Origin of the sequence: Pseudomonas sp. PKS (assembly GCF_051913525.1) — a bacterium.
Classification (GTDB): Bacteria; Pseudomonadota; Gammaproteobacteria; order Pseudomonadales; family Pseudomonadaceae; genus Aquipseudomonas; species Aquipseudomonas guariconensis_D.
Window position 1 is genome coordinate 1 of record NZ_JBEGDO010000014.1, and the last position, 16,910, is coordinate 16,910.

A 16,910-nucleotide genomic window follows, 5' to 3' on the forward strand; every position below is an offset into this window, starting at 1 on the left:
CTGCGCGACTCTCAGTTTTCGATGTGTTTACTGCGTTTTCACACAGCCTAGGTCGGCACCTGCCGGTCAAGGGCATACAGGTGCGCAGGTCAAGTCGAATGCAACTGACTGGTCAGTGAAGTTGAAGCGGGTCAAGTGGAGTTCAATTTCTCACCGGCCAGTTCCCAAGCAGAAATTCACAGCACAGCGGGTATCGATTTCCTACTGCGCAGACTGACCAGATGCGGTGTGCTGTACCTGTTCAACCACCAGGTGCAGCACCATGCCCCCTTTCCAGCACTATTGGCCTGCCGCTGCTCTACTCGGCGTCCTGGCCTCCGTCAGCAGCGTCCAGGCTGAAACCTGGGCAATCACCGACTCAGCGCATCCACTGAACGTACCAACAGGTGTACGCCTCATCCGTCTGGATGACCAGCAGCGCCTCGAGGCGCTGTTGTCTCGGTCACTGCCCTCCAACCCACAACAAGCCACTAAGGCCGCGCAGCAGCTGCTGCATAGTCCAGAAGGCGCACGACTACTGGCTGAGCTCGCCCGCGCTCAGCAAGGTGCAGCTGATGCCTGGAGCATTGGGATCACGAAGGTGCCGGCAGTGGTTGTCGATCGGCAGTACGTGGTTTATGGCCAGCCTGACGTGGCAGCCGCCATCAAGGAAATCGAAGCAGCCCGGGGGCGCCCATGAAAAAAAACCCTCGCGGCCTGCTGGCCATCGCGGTGGCCACCGCTTCATTCACCGCCACGGCCGCTATCAATTCTGCGGCCATCAGCGCCTCCGCGTTGTCACCGACATGCCTGGAATACAAGGTAGTCGGGATCTGCTACTGGCTGCTGTGTACCCCGTTCGGCTGTTCGGTGAAGACGTCGACCAAGGTCCGTCATTACATCCCTGATGCAGTGGTCTCGGCCTACGCGAATACCGGCGATAACCCGTGGACTGAGATGAGCCCTCTCGGCACTCCAACCGTCGCCGCCCAGGGCGGTAATGACGGCACCACCAATCACAACGCCGAAAACAATATCACGAAGTTCAAGGAGGCCGATGTCATTGGCCATCCAGGGGCAATGATGTTCAACAAGTTCGCCAGCTCCTACGGCTACTCATGCCAAGGAGCGACCAGTCCGTTGATGCCCTACATGGTGAGCACCCTCGATTTCCTCGCCTGGCGTCACGGTGTTCCCGAGGTTGTATATCCGGAATCCCTGATACCAGGTAGGCGGGAAGTAGGGGGAACCCTGTCGGGGGATCTCTGGGGGAACGTGTATCCGCGCAGCGGAACCGTGCTGCAGGCCGACGATTTCAAGGCTGCGGCCGTGATCGCGCAGCGAGCGGGCGATATCACCACCCGCGTTGGCCAACCTCATATCTACAGGCCCATGCGGGCACTTCCCAAGCCCGGTTACTGGCCAGCAGGCGACCTTCTCGAAGGTGATGCCAGAACAGGCAAATGGCAGCAGCTCACGCCCACCCTGAGCCAAACCTGCGCCGTATTCCCGAACAACGAGCCGAATCTCCAGGCTGTGGACGAGGCCTACGCGTGGGCCTTGTGGCGCCCCTAATCCTGCTGCAAACGCCGCGGCCAAACCTTCCTCGGCAGCACCGACTTCCAATGACGAACTTTAGACGGGAGACCTTCATGAAGACATTGACCCAGGCCTTTGGGCTTGCCCTCAGTTTGTGTTGCTCGGCCGCATTTGCTGCGACAGGAGACCCCATCAAGGTGGAAAGCCAGGGCTCTGTGATTGGCGATGACGTGCTCTACAGCATTGGCGGCGGTAGCGCCGTCACCATGGGTAGCGCGGGCCAAATGGAGAGCGTCACGGTCGGTGCCGGATGGCAGAACAACCTGATCTGCGGAAACATGAATATGAGCAACACCCTGGAGAACCAGTTGAATGGTGCGACTCAGGGCTTTCAACAGATCATGGGAAGCGTGATCCAGAACGCCACAGGTGCTGTGATGTCGTTGCCGGCAATGCTTCTGCAACGCGCCAATCCGCAGCTCTACAACCTGCTCACCAACGGCATTCTGCAGGCCCGTTTGGACTACGACCGCTCCAAAGGCACCTGCCGCGCAATGGCTGAACGCATGGCCGATATTGCGGGTGGCCAGGGTTGGGGCAAAGTCGCAGAAGGACAGAAGATGGGCCAAGCGCTGGCCAGCGGCAACGCTGACGCTGTGGCTGTCGTAAACAGCGTCGAAGCGGGATCTGGCAATGCCGGCGTCACCTGGGTCGGTGGTACACAGGCCGGTGGCGAGGGGCAGAAGCCCATCCAGGTGGTGGGTGACATCGTCAAGGCAGGCTACAACCTGCTCAATAATCGTCCGGCAACCGAGACCTCAAGCATTGAACAGTCCAGCTGTTCGAATGGCCTGGTCTGCGGCTATTGGCAATCACCTGCAGAAGCCGCGCAATTTGCGAACCGTGTGCTGGGTGAACAAGAGATTCAGACCTGCCAAGGCTGTCGCGGCACCTCCACTCCCGGTGTAGGCCTTACTCCGCTGATCCAAGAAACCTACGAGCAGAAACTCACAGCCCTGCAGGATTTGCTCAAACCTGGTGCACAAATCACCTCCGAGAAACTTCGAGAAGCGGGCAGCGACCCATTGCCGATCACCCGCGGTGTAATCACTGCATTACGCGATGAACGTGACCAAGCCGTACTCGCCCAACGGCTCGCATCGGAAGTTGCGCTCTCGGAGATCTTGGGCAAATCGTTGATGCTCAACCGCATGCTCATTTCTGGTTCCAAAGAGTCGAACGTGGCCTCGAACCAGCTTGCCACCACGGCTGTGGGAACTCAGTCCGAGGTCCTGCAGAAGGAAATCGAGAACCTCAAGATGGAACTGGATCTCCGCCGTGAGCTGTCCAGCAACAGCCCGATGGCGATCATCGAGCGCGGCAAGTCACGCGCCGAAAACTCCCGCTCGATCTATCAGGCCGCCCCTGAAACGAACCGCCTGCAGCAGCTGCAGAGCCCAGCTGGCAAGGAGTGATTCATGGAACAACACAATGCGAAATTTACCCTCCTCAAGCAGGTAGGGATCGGTCTTCTGATCAGCTTGATCATGCTCGTGGCCAGCGTAGCGCTTGGAGTGATTGCCCTGAATCATCTTGGAGTATTCGAGAACTGGCTCAGGTGGCGTGGTGACAACTATCTAATGCTGTTGGCTTGGAGGGTCTTTCTCTATGCCGTAGTGATCGTGGGCTGGTTGAAAGTGCGCGATCGCCTTCCGCTGGACCAGTCCGATGTGACCTCGAATCGCCGCCGGCGAGTAGAAGGCCTGGTCATCTTGCTCTTCGTGATCATTGAAATCGCCAAGGCCCCGATCGCCTGGTTGGAGGTCGTATGACGCTCTACACCAATGACTACCTAGAGTATTACCTGACCATCGTGGGCTGGCTGATCAACAACGGGATCTGGGACATGATCTCGGATACGGGCCTCTTCGCCCTGCCCTTCATCATCATCGTGGCACAAGAATGGATCAAGGTCCGCGGTGAAGGCGCTGACGAGGGCAACAAGGGCGTGCTGTCGCTCGCCCGTATCGAGACGAAGCTCTACGTCGGTTACGTCGTCGTGATGATGTGCGCGATTCCACTGGTATCGGTCGGCTTCGATACCCTCGCGTTCGATCAGCAGCGCGCTAAACAGTGCCAGGTGATGACCCCGGCCCCATCAGAGACAGGCTGGAGCACCACCTTCAGCTCCCTGGCGGGCAAGAGCGCTAAGATCCCTGTCTGGTGGGCGTTCATGCACGCGCTGTCCAAGGGGTTCAACAGCGGCGCGGTAGCAGCGATCCCGTGTGGTACCGATCTTCGGCAGATGCGGATGGATGTCGATGCTACCCGGATCAACAACCCCCTACTCGCCCAGGAAGTCGCTGACTTCAGCCATGACTGCTTCGGCCCCTCGAGGGCGCGTCTGTTCATGCGTCAGCCCGACATCGGATCCATCACCAAGGATCCAAAGGCGCTCCAGGACCTGAACTGGATCGGCTCACGCTATCTACTGAACACCTCCGGTTACTACGACACCGACTATTCGAGAACCCCGCGAGCGGCCTGGCCATACGACGTGAAGCGTGATGACGGCTTGCCTCAGGTCACGGGTGGTGGTGGGTATCCCACCTGCCGGCAGTGGTGGTCGGACGGTACGATCGGCCTACGCGATCGCCTGCAGGCGCAGGTCGACCCAACCTTGATGAACAAATTCTTGGGTTGGGCGAAGTGGCTGTCGCCAGAAGAGGTCACCGACTCGATGATACGGCAGATCGTGTCGCCATCCAGCCAGGTCAATGGCGACATCTACACGGATTATGGCGGCCAGATCGATGGCACTATGTGGAATATGATGGCGCGCGCCGGTGGAACGGTTGGTGTCGCGGTCGGCTCCCTTGCCTACTTCCCTGCTATGGACATTGTTCGCCAGGCATTGCCCATGGTCATGGCGTTCCTGAAGATGGCTTTCATCATCTGCATCCCGATTGTGTTGATCATTGGTGCCTACCAACTCAAAGTCGCGATGACAATGTCTGTGATTTTCTTTGCACTTGTCTTCGTTGATTTCTGGTTTCAACTAGCCCGATGGATTGATAGCACTATCCTTGATGCCTTTTATGGCTCCGGCTCTCCGCATTTGTCTTTCGACCCGGTCATGGGATTGAACGCCACAACTCAAGATGCAATCCTGAATTTTGTTATGGGTGCAATGTTTATTATTCTGCCAACATTCTGGGTGTTGGCCCTAAGCTGGGCCGGAGTACAAACGGGAACTGTACTTAGTGGATTATCAGAAGGAACTAGCGGCGCCCAAAAAGCTGGTCAATCGGTAGGAAGCATGGCTCAAAATGCTTTGAAGTAAACAACGGGGAAATAATAAAACCCTAGCCGTGAAGGTGAGATACTGGCTCGTAGTTATGCAAAACGAGTCAGTATCTACTTTTCCACTTTACCCCAACTATCAAGCGGCCTTGCGAAAACATCTCGACCGTAGGGAGCTTGCACATCCTCTGAAAAAAAATCTACTTTATTGGAGTCAATTTTGGAGAATGCATAGATACCAGCAACTACCGAAATCGCTGTTAGGACCGACGAGAGGATCCAACCGATATTGCTGACCACCAGAAAGAGAAGAGGGACAACACAAACTACGCGCTTCACCCAACGAACCTTTGGATTGCGGTCATGGAGACAGAAACGCACAGCGCGCCCCACGGTCCGACCAAGGCGGTGAGCGAATGTCATCGAAGCGGCTGAGGTCATGTTTCTATCTCCTTGCTCTGAGAGCACCTTGCCATCATGTATACGATACCTTTGGCAATTTATCAAGGCATATGGCATAAAACGCCATACCTAAATGTCCGTTGGAGCAGCCCATGGCCACCCACAATATCGTCGTCCCAAACCCGATGGAGCAGTCCATTGAAGCGCTCGTGAAATCGGGCCGGTACCAGAATTTCAGTGAGGTCGTGCGCGCAGGCCTACGAATGGTGCTCGAGCACGAGGCTGAAGAGACAGCGCGCCTCGAAGCTCTGCGGAACGCCACCTCGGTTGGTCTGATGCAGCTCGAAGCGGCTGAGTTTGATGAGGTTGATGCAGACCAGCTTGGCACCTATCTCGATGAGCTGGGTCAGGTGGCGAGTAAGAAAGAATGAGGAAGATGGCGTTCAGGATCTCACATCAAGCACGCACTGACATCGTGGACATTCTTCGCTTCACCGAGGTGAAGTTTGGCGAAGGCGCTCGTCGACGCTACCAAGGGCTGCTGCAGACCACATTCCTGTCGATCGCAGAGGAACCTGGTCGGGTGGGCAGTGCTTCGCGAGAGGAGCTTGCCCCAGGGCTTAGGAGCCTACATCTCTACTTCTGTAGGCTCGAAGTGGCAACTGACCGCGTGATCCGTCCCCGGCACATAGTGTTCTACCGCCAAGCGGATGACCAGGTGTTCGAGATTATCCGAATTTTGCATGATGCGATGGAGGTGTCGTTGCACTTGCAGCACCTACACCAGACCTAAAGGGGAATAGCTCAAATGGAAATGGGCTGAAAGGGGTAATGGAATGGGGCAGAATGGTAAAAGCCCTATCTAAAAAGGACAAAAATGGATAATTCAAGATCGAAGCTATACCAAGAACTACTATTCATCACGAACCATCTCTCATCGACATATTTCGAAAACACAAAAAAAACAAAACAGATCATTACGACCATTTTAATCAATTTAAAATTAGAAGCGGAAAGGAAAGCCCTACAGTACAATCCAGCAGAAGTTGATGAGCGAGACAAGTACTGCCTGCTAGAGCTGAATCGCCAATTACAAGAACAACACCACGGTCGACATGAGAGACTTTTATCTCACGCAATACTAATCACTGCGTATAGCTCTTTCGAACACTTAGTCACAACTCTCGCCCGACATATAACCCCAAAAGTTAGGGCCAATCCAAAAAAGAAAATTTACCTTAAGGACGCCCTAGATATAATTGCAGAAATTGACATAACGCTAAATTCTGACGACCTTATAAAAATCGACACCCTTCGCATCGTACGCAACATAATAGCTCATGCGAATGGCGAGTATCTAAACCAAAATAATGATGACATTGAAAAAATACTGAATAACACTAAATCAATACTTTTAGGACCATATGGAACACTTGACATCCAGCCAGAATATATTGATCAAGCGCTAGACACCATAGAAAGACTTATTAAAAATCTTGAAAGTGAATTAAGGAATCACACCCCGACGCCAATATCAATAGAGAGCACATTTAACGAATCGGATTGGACTCAATGATGGCATTTTGATTCAAATCAACAGGTATTACGAAAATAATTTCACATTGATAGCATCCTGCTATTTCAAGGAAAAGCCCGCTCCATGCACACCCCATGGAGCACTCTATGCACCTCCTCTCCTGGTTGGGCCGCAAGTCGGCCAAACCAACGTCAGAAGCATCTCCGCAAGGCTTCCACTTGCCGACGAAGGCAGCAGCTCTACTTCAGAGCCCCCTCCGTCAGGAGTTGCTGGAGAACATCTGGCGCCGCGCTTCGTTGTCACGCCCCCAGTTCAATACCCTCTACCTCAAGCCGCTCGAGCGCTATGCCGAACTGGTGCAGTTGCTCCCGGCTTCTGAGAATCACCACCACGCCCACTTGGGCGGCCTGCTGGATCATGGACTGGAGATCGTGGCTTACGCGCTCAAGATACGACAGACCCACCTGCTCCCGATCGGAGCTCCGCCTGAGTCGCAATCGGCACAAGCAGAAGCGTGGACTGCGGCAGCAGCTTATGGAGCCCTCCTCCACGACCTCGGAAAGATAGCAGTCGACATCCGAGTGGAGCCCCAGGGTGGCCAGCTCTGGCATCCGTGGCACGGCCCGATCGCTAGGCCATACCGCTTCAAGTATGTGAAAGGTCGGGAGTATCAATTGCATGGTGCAGCATCCGCGCTCATTTACACGCAGATTCTGGACGCCGGCATCCTCGACTGGCTCAGTGGCTTCCCCGAGTTGTGGAAGCAGTTGATCTACCTGCTAGCCGGCCGCTATGAGAATGCCGGGATCCTGGGCGAGATCGTGATCCAGGCCGACAAGGCATCGGTAGCCCAGCAACTGGGCGGCAACCCAGAACGCGCTCTTTCGGCACCCAAGCAGTCTCTGCAACGCCAGCTGGCCGATGGCCTTCGCCTGCTGGTCCTAGACAAGTTCAAACTGAACCAGCCTGATGGTCCTGCAGATGGATGGCTGACACAGGACGCTCTGTGGCTGGTAAGCAAACCTACAGCGGATCAACTTCGCGCATACCTGCTTAGCCAGGGCATTGAGGCGATCCCCAGCTCGAACGCGCCATTCTTCAACATGCTCCAGGACCAAGCTGTTATCCAGACAAACAACCAGGACAAGGCGATCTGGAAAGCCACGGTTGATAACGGCCGAGGATGGAAGAACACATTCACATTCTTAAAGATTGCGCCGGCACTCATTTGGCCAAACGCAGCTGATCGGCCCGACGCCTACGTCGGGAGTATCTCGATAGAGGCTGATCCAGAACCCGCCTCCACCGCTCAAAGCCCAGAAACTGTCTGCACAGTCCCCGATGAGCCTGTGGAGGCGCCTGAGCCCCCCTCTACTCAACCACCGACACCAAGGAAATTGGTCCAGCCAGGTCCGAGTGATGGGATCCAGTCGTCGGAGCGCGACGAATTAATGTCACTTTTTGGTAATATCACATCGCCATCAGAAGAGCTAAACACTAGCCCTGGCCCGGCAGCCGCTCCGACCCCACTTACGGAGGAGCTGGAGCAGGCTGAAGACTCTTCAGAGACCCTGGATGGGTCTGCTGCACCGAAAGACAAGAATACAATGCCTATGAGTACCACTCTGGGGGGTAGCTTCGTTGCCTGGCTACAGACCGGCATCAACTCCCACAAAATTATCATCAACGACGCCAAGGCCCTGGTTCACACTGTTGACGATACAGCGATGCTCGTAACACCAGGGATCTTCAAGCGCTATGTGCTTGAACATCCTGAGCTGGAACGTCAAGTACAGAACCAACCAAACAAGGCCTGGCAGTTAGTTCAGCGTGCATTTGAAAAAGAGAAGCTCCACCAGAAGACACCGAAAAAACTCAACATTTGGACCTTCAACGTAGTGGGTCCCCGCAATACCAAGCAATTGAAGGGATACCTTCTCCTCGATCCAAAGACTCTGTTCAACGAACTCCCGCTCAATAACCCAAGCCTGTCGCGGATCGCAGAAGGAGGGCCTCAGAATGAGGCCTGAAGAACTGCTGCAGAACTACATCCTCGATCATGACCTTCGTGTAGCAAGCACGAAGATTTATGGTGCTGCGATGAAGCGTTTGGTGAAGTATTTCGGTAAGGATGCCGATGTCACGCTGCTTGAGCGACGGCAGATCCTGGCATGGCGAACCAGTCTTCTTGACGAAGGCTTGTCGAAACGAAGCTGGAATACCTACTCGAATCATCTCCGGACTATCTGGGGCTATGGCATTGAGTACGGAATCTTGCCCAAGTCCATTGTGAATCCGTTTAAGAAAACTACCGTGATCGCTCCGAAGCGACCGAGCAAGATTATCGCCAGCAACGCTATTCTCGATGCAAGGCGCTGGCTTCGCAGCCTGGTCGATCAAGAGCTGGCCACAGGTGAGAGAGCTCGGATCACACCGGCCTGGTTCTGGCTGGCAACGTTTGAAATGTTCTACTACACCGGCGTGCGCTTGAATGCTCTGCTGTGCATACGTCGCCAAGATATCGACTGGGACAACCAGCTAATCCTGGTCCGTGGGGAAACTGAGAAGACCCACCGAGAGTTCCGCATCCCGATTGTTGACGGGCTTGCGCCGCATATCTGGCGGCTGCTGGACGAAGCTGATCGTTTTGGATTCCAGCCTGGGGATCAGTTGTTCAACGTCAACCGATTCTCGAGGCACTACAGGGGGTTTGTCATGACCTCCGATCAAGTCGAGGCGATGTACAAGAAGCTGATCGAGAAGCTCGGCGTGCGTATGACACCGCACCGGTTCAGGCACACGCTGGCCACCGACCTGATGAAACAGCCGGAAAGGAACATCCACGTCACCAAAAACCTGCTGAACCACTCGAACATCGCCACAACGATGAGTTACATCGAGGCCGATTACGACCACATGAGAGACGTGCTGCATCAGCGCAGTGTCCAACAGGGTGCTTTGCATTTGGTCAGGCGCGCTGATGAAAGTGGGGCGCCGTCCGCAAGGGCCGGTCAAGCGCAGGCACGTGTAGAGTCGGGACGACGTCGAACTGAGGCGCAGAATCATCATGGTGGTGGAGGACCTGAACCAGGCTTGTGTCTGCTGCCCAACAACGAGATCTGCCCCAGCACACTGCATCCCCCAGAAGAGATGTTCAGTCCTAACCTGCTGTTCAACCTGATATCGAGGAATGCTGGAGCAACACCTTTCATCTGCGCTTCATCTTCTGACACACGCTCGATGTACACCGCCAGAGCCTCTCCATAGCGCTTTGCCGACGAATGGCAATCAGCCATTACGAGCAACGCTAAAGCTGCCGGGGTAGGAAAGTGCTGCCTCAATGAATGGTGCTGGAAATCCGGCGCCATGCCTTTGGCTGCGCGCTTTAAAAGCCTCTGCGCATCCAAAACGAAAACGCACTGAAACAGCCCTGAAAGCTGCTAAGTCATTGAGTTTTTTGATCCAGAAACGGAAAAACCCGCCATAAGCGGCGGGCTATTCCATATTGACATCACATCGAAGCGGGCCTAAGGTTCGCTCCAGACGGCAGCACGACTAGATTGGCTGTGACGGGCCTTCCCTTCCTAGTACCTGCATTACCGCTGTGAATATGGTGGGTCGTGTAGGATTCGAACCTACGACCAATTGGTTAAAAGCCAACTGCTCTACCAACTGAGCTAACGACCCGTTGGATGGCGCGTATAATACTGATTTCTAACGGGAAATCAACACCCCATCAGCACTTTTTTTAAAAGTAACGGGTAGGGTCCGCCACTCCGGCTGCCGCGAAGCCATCGGCCCGCAAACGGCAACTGTCGCACTTGCCGCAGGCGCGGCCCTCGTCGTCCGCTTGGTAGCACGAGACGGTCAAGCTGTAATCCACGCCACGGGCAATACCGGCCTGGACGATCTGGGCCTTGCTCAGGTTCTGCAAAGGCGCCTGGATACGAAAGCCCTGCCCCTCCACACCCGCCTTGGTGGCCAGGTTGGCCATGCGTTCGAAGGCCTCCACGAACTCGGGACGGCAGTCCGGATACCCCGAGTAATCCACGGCGTTGACACCAATGAAGATGTCACGGGCGCCCAGCACCTCGGCCCATCCCAGCGCCAGGGACAGGAACACGGTATTACGCGCAGGCACATACGTGACCGGGATACCTTCGCCAGGTGTCTCTGGCACATCGATACTGGTGTCGGTCAAGGCCGAGCCACCAATGCCATTGAGGTTAAGGCCGATCACTTTGTGCTCGACCACGCCCAGGTCACGGGCAACACGTGCCGCCGCGTTGAGCTCGGCACGGTGACGCTGACCGTAGTCGAAACTCATGGTGTAGCAGCTATAGCCTTCAGCCTTGGCCATGGCGACCACGGTGGCCGAGTCCAGACCACCGGAAAGCAGGATTACCGCGCGTTTATCTGTCATGTTCGTACTCATCGTGTCAGCGTCCCGGTTCGTCGTTCCACAGCAGTTTGTGCAACTGCAACTGGAAGCGTACGGGCAGGTTGTCGGCGACGATCCAGTCGGCCAGATCGGTGGCGTTCACTTGGTGGTGGCTGGGTGAAAACAGCACTTCGCCCGCGCGCTGCGCCAGGTTGTACTGAATCAGCTTGGAGACCGCCCAGTCATAGTCCTCGCGCGAGCAAATGACGAACTTGACCTGATCGTTAGGGGTCAGGTGCTCGATGTTCTCGTAGAGGTTGCGGTGCGACTCCTCCGAGCCCGGGGTCTTCAGATCGACCACGCGGCTGACCCGTGGATCGACCTGGGCGATGTCCAGGGCGCCACTGGTCTCCAGAGAGACTTCGTAGCCGGCATCGCACAGGCGCTGGAGCAACGGCAACGCATTGGGCTGGGCCAAGGGCTCGCCACCGGTCACGCAGACATAGCGCGGCCGGAACCCCGCCACTTGCTCAAGAATGTCGTCGAGGGTACGAACGGTGCCGCCGCTGAACGCGTAGGCACTGTCGCAATACTGACAGCGCAGGGGGCAGCCTGTAAGGCGCACGAATACGGTGGGCAGCCCAGCCGTTCGTGTTTCACCCTGCAAGGAGTAAAAGACTTCGGTGATGCGTAATGTGTCTTGCATGATCGCCACGGGCGTGACAGCTAAACAGGCTGTCCGCCTCCGTCAGGCACTGTCGCGGACTCGACATAGCGTTATCCGCACCAGCGTGTTTACGAAAAAAGGGCCAAGATTCTAACGAAAAAACCCGCGACAAGCGCGGGTTTCTTTCGAATGGCGATACTCAGAGCTTTTGCAGGTCACGCTGAGCCAGTTGCGCGGCGGAAGTGCCGGGATACTGGGTAATGACCTGCTGAAGGATGCCCTTGACCTTGTCGGTGTGACCCATGCGGCGTTCGACATCCGCCAGCTTGTACAGCGAGTCAGGCACTTTGCTGTGCTTGGGATACAGCTGGCCGACTTTGGCGAAAGCCTGGCTGGCACCTTGCAGGTCGCCCTTGGCCAGGTTCACTTCACCCAGCCAATATTGGGCATTGCCGGCGTACTGGCTATTTGGGTACTTGCGCAAGAAGGCACCGAAGGCCTGGCTGGCCTTGTCGAAATCCTTCTGCTTGATCAGGTCGAAAGCTGCATCGTAATAGAGCTTCTCTTTCGCCGGATCACCTGGTTCGCTGCTGGCGGCCGGTTGTTGGGCCGCGGCGCCAGCAGCGGCACCGGTGGCGGCATTGGAGGCGCCACCGGTGGAAGAATTCTCGGGGGTCGCGGCAGGTGCGACACCGCTGTTGATGCGACGGTCCAGATCCTGGTAACGCTCCAGGTTCTCCTGCTTCATGCGGGCGACATCGTTCTGCAGCTCTTCGATGATGCCTTGCTGGCGGGAAATCTGATCCTGCATCTGTTGCAGCTGCATGAACAGCTGGCCCTGTGCAGAAGCAGGGGCCGAAGCCCCTGCCCCGGCATAGGCGCCGTTCGTGCCATAACCCGCAGGCGGATAGCCACTTGCGTTGTCATCTACTACAGGAACCTCAGCCCAAGCCGCGAGCGGCAGGCTGAGCGCGAGGACGGTTACAGCACGACGGCACATACGCATAAGAACTTACTTACGCAGTTCTACGCGACGGTTCTGAGCCCAGGACTGCTCGTCGTTGCCGGTGGCAACTGGACGCTCTTCGCCGTAGGAAACCAGTTCCAGCTGAGCAGGGGAAACGCCCTGCAGAACCAGGTAGCGTTGAACGGCCTTGGCACGACGCTCGCCCAGAGCCATGTTGTACTCGCGAGTACCGCGCTCGTCGGTGTGGCCTTCCAGAACAACACGGTTGCCGTTGGCTTTCAGGTCCTTGGCGTGAACGTCCAGAGCGCGCATGGCTTCTGGCTTCAGGTCCGAGCTGTCGTATTCGAAGTAGAAGGTGGTGATTGCGCGCAGGGCGGCTTCTTCGCTCAGGCTGCCGTCGACAGCACCAGTGTTGGCACCGTAGCCAGCGTTAGGATCAACAGCGGCGCCTTCGCCAGCGTTGTCACCGCCCTTGGAGGAGCAACCTACAGCTACGGCCATGGCCAGAGCCAGCGCAGCGAATTTACCAAACTTCAGCATTTCCATCGTGAAACTCCTAATGAAACCCCAGTGTGTTAAGCAAAAGTATTACGCCGCATCAGTTCAGGTAAGGGGACCAGGACGGTTCTCTGACTTCGCCTTGAGCGGTAGGAAGCGGGAGCCTCACGCGTCCATTGAGAGAGACGAGCATCAAGACTCCCCGGCCCTGCTGGCGGGTGGCGTAGATTAGCATGGTGCCGTTTGGCGCGACAGTGGGAGACTCATCAAGACTGGTGTCCGACAGAATCTTTACACTTCCGCGCTGCAAATCCTGGGCAGCCACTTTGAAGTTGGTGAAGCCCTGTTGGCGATGGATCATCACCAGGGTCTTTTCGTCCGCCGACAGTTTCGGGTTGGCATTGTAGTTACCCACGAACGTTACACGCTCGGCGCCACCGCCACTGACCGATGTCTTGTAGACCTGCGGCTTGCCGCCCCGGTCGGAGGTGAAGTACAGGGTATTACCATCCTTGCCCCAGAACGGCTCGGTGTTGATGCCTGGGCCTGCGGTTACACGGCTGATCTGGCGCGACCCCATGTTCATCACGTAGATGTCCGGGTTGCCGTCCTTGGACAGCACGAAGGCAAGACGCGAACCATCCGGCGACCAGGCTGGAGCGCCGTTGAGGCCTTCGAAGTTGGTGATCTGCTCACGGCGACCGGTATCGATGTGCTGAACGAAGATGCGCGGGCGCTTCTGCTCGAACGAGACGTAGGCAATACGCTTGCCGTCCGGTGCGAAACGCGGCGACAGGATCGGCTCACGCGATTGCAGCAGGGTAACGGCGCGAGCACCGTCATAGTCCGAACGCTGCAAGGTGTAACGGGTGTTGTTGGCGGAGAAGCGCTCGGCAGTCACGTACAACATGCGGGTGGAGAATGCACCCTTGATGCCGGTGAGCTTCTCGAACGACTGGTCGGCGATGTAGTGCGACATGTCGCGCAGTTGGTCGACGCCGCCGGCAACGCTGCCGGTCAGCACCTGCTGTTCGGTGGCCACGTTGAACAGGGCGTACTGCACCTGCAGGCGACCGCCGGAAGGCACGATGCTACCAACCATCACGTACTGGGCACCCAGGGCTTTCCAGTCACGGAAGATGACTTCGCTGGCCTGGGTCGGCTGGCTGATCATGTTCTGCCGTGGGATGGGCGAATAGTAGCCGGAGTTGCGCAGGTCATTGCCAATGATCTCGGCCATGTCCTCCGGCAACACGCTGCCACCCTGCAAACCGAACGGCACTACTGCGATCGGAGTCGCCCGATCGCTGCCGCTGGTGACCAGGATGTTCTTTTCCTCTGCCACGGCCATACCTGCCACGCAGCAGAGCATGACCAGCAGTCCTTTCAGACGTTTAATCACAACGCTAGATCCTCAGGTGTAAATGTCATCTTGAATGAACGGTACGGATTGAACTCGTTCGGCTTCAAGCCCTGCATCTCGGTCAGACGACCAATGTTCTTCACCGCTGCCACCGCCGAGCTGTCGAACGGACCGTCGCCACTGGAGCGCGCCACGCTGACGTTGGTGATGGTGCCATCGGGCAGCATGTTGATCTGCAGGACTACCGTCATGCCCCTGCGTGCGGACGGCGGACGCGCCCACCCTTCGGCTGCTCGCAAGCGAATCAGGTCGTCGAAATCGCCGGCCACTTCATCGCCACGCTCATCGGCCAGGGCCTGCTGCCGCTCAGTGGTATCGGACAACAGCTCGGCCAGGGCCTGGGCTTTCTTGTCTTCTGCCGCCTTGCGGGCCGCTTCCTGCGCCTTTTTCTTCTGGGCATCCGCAGCCGCCTTCTTCTTGGCGTCTTCGGCTGCCTTCTTCTTCGCTTCCTCGGCCGCCGCTTTCTTCTTGGCGTCCTCGGCTGCTTTCTTCTTGGCCTCTTCGGCGGCTTTCTTCTTAGCCTCCTCGGCAGCCTGTTTCTTGGCTTCTTCCTCTGCTTTCTTCTTGGCCTCTTCCTCGGCTTTCTTCTTGGCGATATCAGCCTGCTGCTTCTCAGCGGCCTTTTTCGCCTCCTCGGCTTTCTTGGCCTCGGCAGCCTTCTTGGCTTCAGCAGCTTTGGCGGCCTCCTCGGCCTTCTTCGCCTCGGCGGCTTCGCGAGCCTCCTCGGCCTTTTGAGCGGCGTCGGCTTTCTTTTGTTCCGCGGCCTTCACCGCTTCCTGCTCGACCTTCTTCTGCTCCAGTTGCTCGACCTCGGTCTGGCGCGAAGCGGTTTTCTTCGCTTCCCCGGCAATCTTCTGATTGGTCTGGGTGGTCGCCTGACTCTTGGATTTGAGCTGATAGAGCGTAGCCTGGACGATCGGCTTGGACGGCGGCAGCTCAGGCGTCATGGCGAAGCTGACGAACAGCATCGCGAACACCAGAACGTGCAGTCCGATGGCCCAGACAGTGGGCCAGAAGTAGCTTTCCGAGGCGGATGGCTCTCGCTGTTGCATCAGGGCGCCTCGGTAATCAGGCCAACGTTACCGACACCGGCCTTCTGCAACCCGCCCATGGCACCCATGACCGCGCCATAGTCGACGGCCTTGTCGCCACGAATGAAGACCTGGGTCTGCTTGCCCTGGTCGCGACCGGCGGCAATGATCTTGGTCACCGCGCTGGTCATTTCCGGCAAGGTCATGGCCTTGTCCATCTGCTTGTCGGTATCGACTTCGCTGCCGAGGTTCCAGTAGTAGGTCTTGTCGGCCTTGATCGAGATGGTCAGGATCTGAACGTTGTTGTCCTGGGGCAAGGCTTCGCTGGAAACCTTGGGCAGGTCGACCTTCACGCCCTGGTTGAGCATGGGGGCAGTCACCATGAAGATGACCAGCAGCACCAGCATCACGTCGATGTAGGGCACCACGTTCATCTCGGCGACCGGCTTGCGTTTTTGGCGAACTCGGGCCATGGGCTTCTACCTGATTACTCTTCGCTGGTGTGCACTTTGCGGTGCAGGATTGCCTGGAACTCGTCGGCGAACGTGTAGTAACGACCGATCAGCACTTCGCTGCGGGCGGAGAAACGGTTGTAGGCAATGACCGCCGGGATCGCGGCGAACAGGCCGATCGCAGTGGCGATCAGTGCCTCGGCGATGCCCGGGGCCACGGTGGCCAGGGTCGCCTGCTGGGCCGAAGCCAAACCGCGGAAGGAGTTCATGATGCCCCAGACGGTCCCGAACAGGCCGATGTACGGACTGGTGGAGCCGACAGTGGCAAGGAACGGCAGGCTCTGCTCGAGCTTTTCTTCCTCACGGGAGATGGCCACGCGCATGGCACGCCCGACGCCTTCCATGACCGCATCTGGATCGACGCCCGGCTGCTGGCGCAAGCGCGAGAACTCCTTGAAGCCGGCACGGAACACCTGCTCCACGCCCGAGTCCGGATCTGGATTGCTGCCTGCCTGACGATACAGCTTGGACAGGTCGATGCCCGACCAGAAGCGCTCCTCGAAGGCATCGAGCGCACGACGACCGGCGCGCAGCATGGTGCTGCGCTGGAAGATCATGATCCATGAAGTGACCGAAGCGGCCACCAAGGTCAGCATGACCAGCTGTACCACTACACTGGCATTGCTGACCAGACTCCACATGGAGGTATGGTCGACGACGTTAGCTTCCAC

19 protein-coding genes and 1 tRNA gene are annotated in these 16,910 nt (G+C 57.1%); 10 read left to right on the forward strand and 10 right to left on the reverse strand.

Features of this window, described 5'->3' with window-relative positions; translation table 11 throughout:
• The first annotated feature begins 262 nt into the window (after positions 1–262).
• From ABOA88_RS15230 to ABOA88_RS15250, 5 genes are all read left to right on the forward strand, one after another.
• On the forward strand, positions 263–679 hold the full coding sequence (locus tag ABOA88_RS15230) for a TIGR03757 family integrating conjugative element protein (protein WP_367851405.1): 417 nt from the start codon (positions 263–265) through the stop codon (positions 677–679).
• On the forward strand, positions 676–1,554 hold the full coding sequence (locus tag ABOA88_RS15235) for a TIGR03756 family integrating conjugative element protein (protein WP_367851406.1): 879 nt from the start codon (positions 676–678) through the stop codon (positions 1,552–1,554). The genes ABOA88_RS15230 and ABOA88_RS15235 overlap by 4 nt, the downstream gene beginning before the upstream one ends.
• Before the next feature lie 77 nt (positions 1,555–1,631).
• The gene (locus tag ABOA88_RS15240; protein ID WP_367851407.1) at positions 1,632–2,993 is read left to right on the forward strand and encodes an integrating conjugative element protein; all 1,362 of its coding nucleotides are present in this window, start codon (positions 1,632–1,634) and stop codon (positions 2,991–2,993) included.
• Between the two features lie 3 nt (positions 2,994–2,996).
• Positions 2,997–3,350: a hypothetical protein gene (locus ABOA88_RS15245; RefSeq protein ID WP_367851408.1), complete on the forward strand. Its 354-nt coding sequence runs from the start codon at positions 2,997–2,999 to the stop codon at positions 3,348–3,350.
• Positions 3,347–4,861, forward strand: a complete 1,515-nt coding sequence (locus tag ABOA88_RS15250) for a conjugal transfer protein TraG N-terminal domain-containing protein (protein ID WP_367851409.1) — start codon at positions 3,347–3,349, stop codon at positions 4,859–4,861. The genes ABOA88_RS15245 and ABOA88_RS15250 overlap by 4 nt, the downstream gene beginning before the upstream one ends.
• 74 nt (positions 4,862–4,935) lie before the next feature.
• On the opposite strand, the gene ABOA88_RS15255 is transcribed toward ABOA88_RS15250, so the two are convergent.
• Complete coding sequence (locus ABOA88_RS15255; RefSeq protein WP_367851410.1) at positions 4,936–5,262, reverse strand: hypothetical protein; 327 nt, start codon at positions 5,260–5,262, stop codon at positions 4,936–4,938.
• A 113-nt stretch (positions 5,263–5,375) separates the two neighbouring features.
• Between ABOA88_RS15255 and ABOA88_RS15260 the strand changes: the two genes are divergently transcribed.
• The 5 genes from ABOA88_RS15260 to ABOA88_RS15280 all read left to right on the forward strand — a co-directional run bounded on the left by ABOA88_RS15260 (position 5,376) and on the right by ABOA88_RS15280 (position 10,027).
• A complete protein-coding gene (locus ABOA88_RS15260; protein ID WP_367851411.1) occupies positions 5,376–5,654 on the forward strand; it encodes a type II toxin-antitoxin system ParD family antitoxin in 279 nt (92 codons plus the stop codon).
• A 5-nt stretch (positions 5,655–5,659) separates the two neighbouring features.
• Positions 5,660–6,016 carry a type II toxin-antitoxin system RelE/ParE family toxin gene (locus tag ABOA88_RS15265; RefSeq protein ID WP_367851412.1) on the forward strand — a complete coding sequence of 119 codons (357 nt, stop codon included), beginning with the start codon at positions 5,660–5,662 and terminating at the stop codon, positions 6,014–6,016.
• 84 nt (positions 6,017–6,100) lie between these two features.
• Positions 6,101–6,799: a hypothetical protein gene (locus ABOA88_RS15270; protein ID WP_367851413.1), complete on the forward strand. Its 699-nt coding sequence runs from the start codon at positions 6,101–6,103 to the stop codon at positions 6,797–6,799.
• A gap of 107 nt (positions 6,800–6,906) precedes the next feature.
• Positions 6,907–8,790 carry a MobH family relaxase gene (gene mobH, locus ABOA88_RS15275; protein ID WP_367851414.1) on the forward strand — a complete coding sequence of 628 codons (1,884 nt, stop codon included), beginning with the start codon at positions 6,907–6,909 and terminating at the stop codon, positions 8,788–8,790.
• The gene (locus ABOA88_RS15280) at positions 8,780–10,027 is read left to right on the forward strand and encodes a site-specific integrase (RefSeq protein ID WP_367851415.1); all 1,248 of its coding nucleotides are present in this window, start codon (positions 8,780–8,782) and stop codon (positions 10,025–10,027) included. The genes mobH and ABOA88_RS15280 overlap by 11 nt, the downstream gene beginning before the upstream one ends.
• Before the next feature lie 344 nt (positions 10,028–10,371).
• Here the strand turns inward: ABOA88_RS15280 and ABOA88_RS15285 are convergent.
• From ABOA88_RS15285 to tolQ, 9 genes are all read right to left on the reverse strand, one after another.
• Positions 10,372–10,447 (reverse strand) — tRNA-Lys (locus ABOA88_RS15285).
• 61 nt (positions 10,448–10,508) lie between these two features.
• Positions 10,509–11,183 (reverse strand): 7-cyano-7-deazaguanine synthase QueC, encoded by a 675-nt coding sequence (gene queC, locus ABOA88_RS15290; RefSeq protein ID WP_043209502.1) that lies wholly within the window; start codon positions 11,181–11,183, stop codon positions 10,509–10,511.
• A gap of 16 nt (positions 11,184–11,199) precedes the next feature.
• Complete coding sequence (gene queE / locus ABOA88_RS15295; RefSeq protein ID WP_196167536.1) at positions 11,200–11,847, reverse strand: 7-carboxy-7-deazaguanine synthase QueE; 648 nt, start codon at positions 11,845–11,847, stop codon at positions 11,200–11,202.
• Between the two features lie 160 nt (positions 11,848–12,007).
• Positions 12,008–12,814, reverse strand: coding sequence for a tol-pal system protein YbgF (gene ybgF, locus ABOA88_RS15300; protein ID WP_196167537.1), 807 nt, complete (start codon positions 12,812–12,814; stop codon positions 12,008–12,010).
• 6 nt (positions 12,815–12,820) lie between these two features.
• Complete coding sequence (gene pal, locus ABOA88_RS15305) at positions 12,821–13,321, reverse strand: peptidoglycan-associated lipoprotein Pal (RefSeq protein ID WP_043209505.1); 501 nt, start codon at positions 13,319–13,321, stop codon at positions 12,821–12,823.
• A 52-nt stretch (positions 13,322–13,373) separates the two neighbouring features.
• Positions 13,374–14,645, reverse strand: a complete 1,272-nt coding sequence (gene tolB, locus ABOA88_RS15310; protein ID WP_043209564.1) for a Tol-Pal system beta propeller repeat protein TolB — start codon at positions 14,643–14,645, stop codon at positions 13,374–13,376.
• A 26-nt stretch (positions 14,646–14,671) separates the two neighbouring features.
• Entirely contained in the window at positions 14,672–15,748 is a 1,077-nt protein-coding gene (tolA, locus tag ABOA88_RS15315) for a cell envelope integrity protein TolA (RefSeq protein ID WP_043209507.1), read from the reverse strand.
• Entirely contained in the window at positions 15,748–16,200 is a 453-nt protein-coding gene (gene tolR, locus ABOA88_RS15320; protein ID WP_133327890.1) for a protein TolR, read from the reverse strand. Before tolR ends, tolA begins: the two co-directional genes overlap by 1 nt.
• A gap of 14 nt (positions 16,201–16,214) precedes the next feature.
• Positions 16,215–16,910 carry a protein TolQ gene (gene tolQ / locus ABOA88_RS15325; protein ID WP_043209509.1) on the reverse strand — a complete coding sequence of 232 codons (696 nt, stop codon included), beginning with the start codon at positions 16,908–16,910 and terminating at the stop codon, positions 16,215–16,217.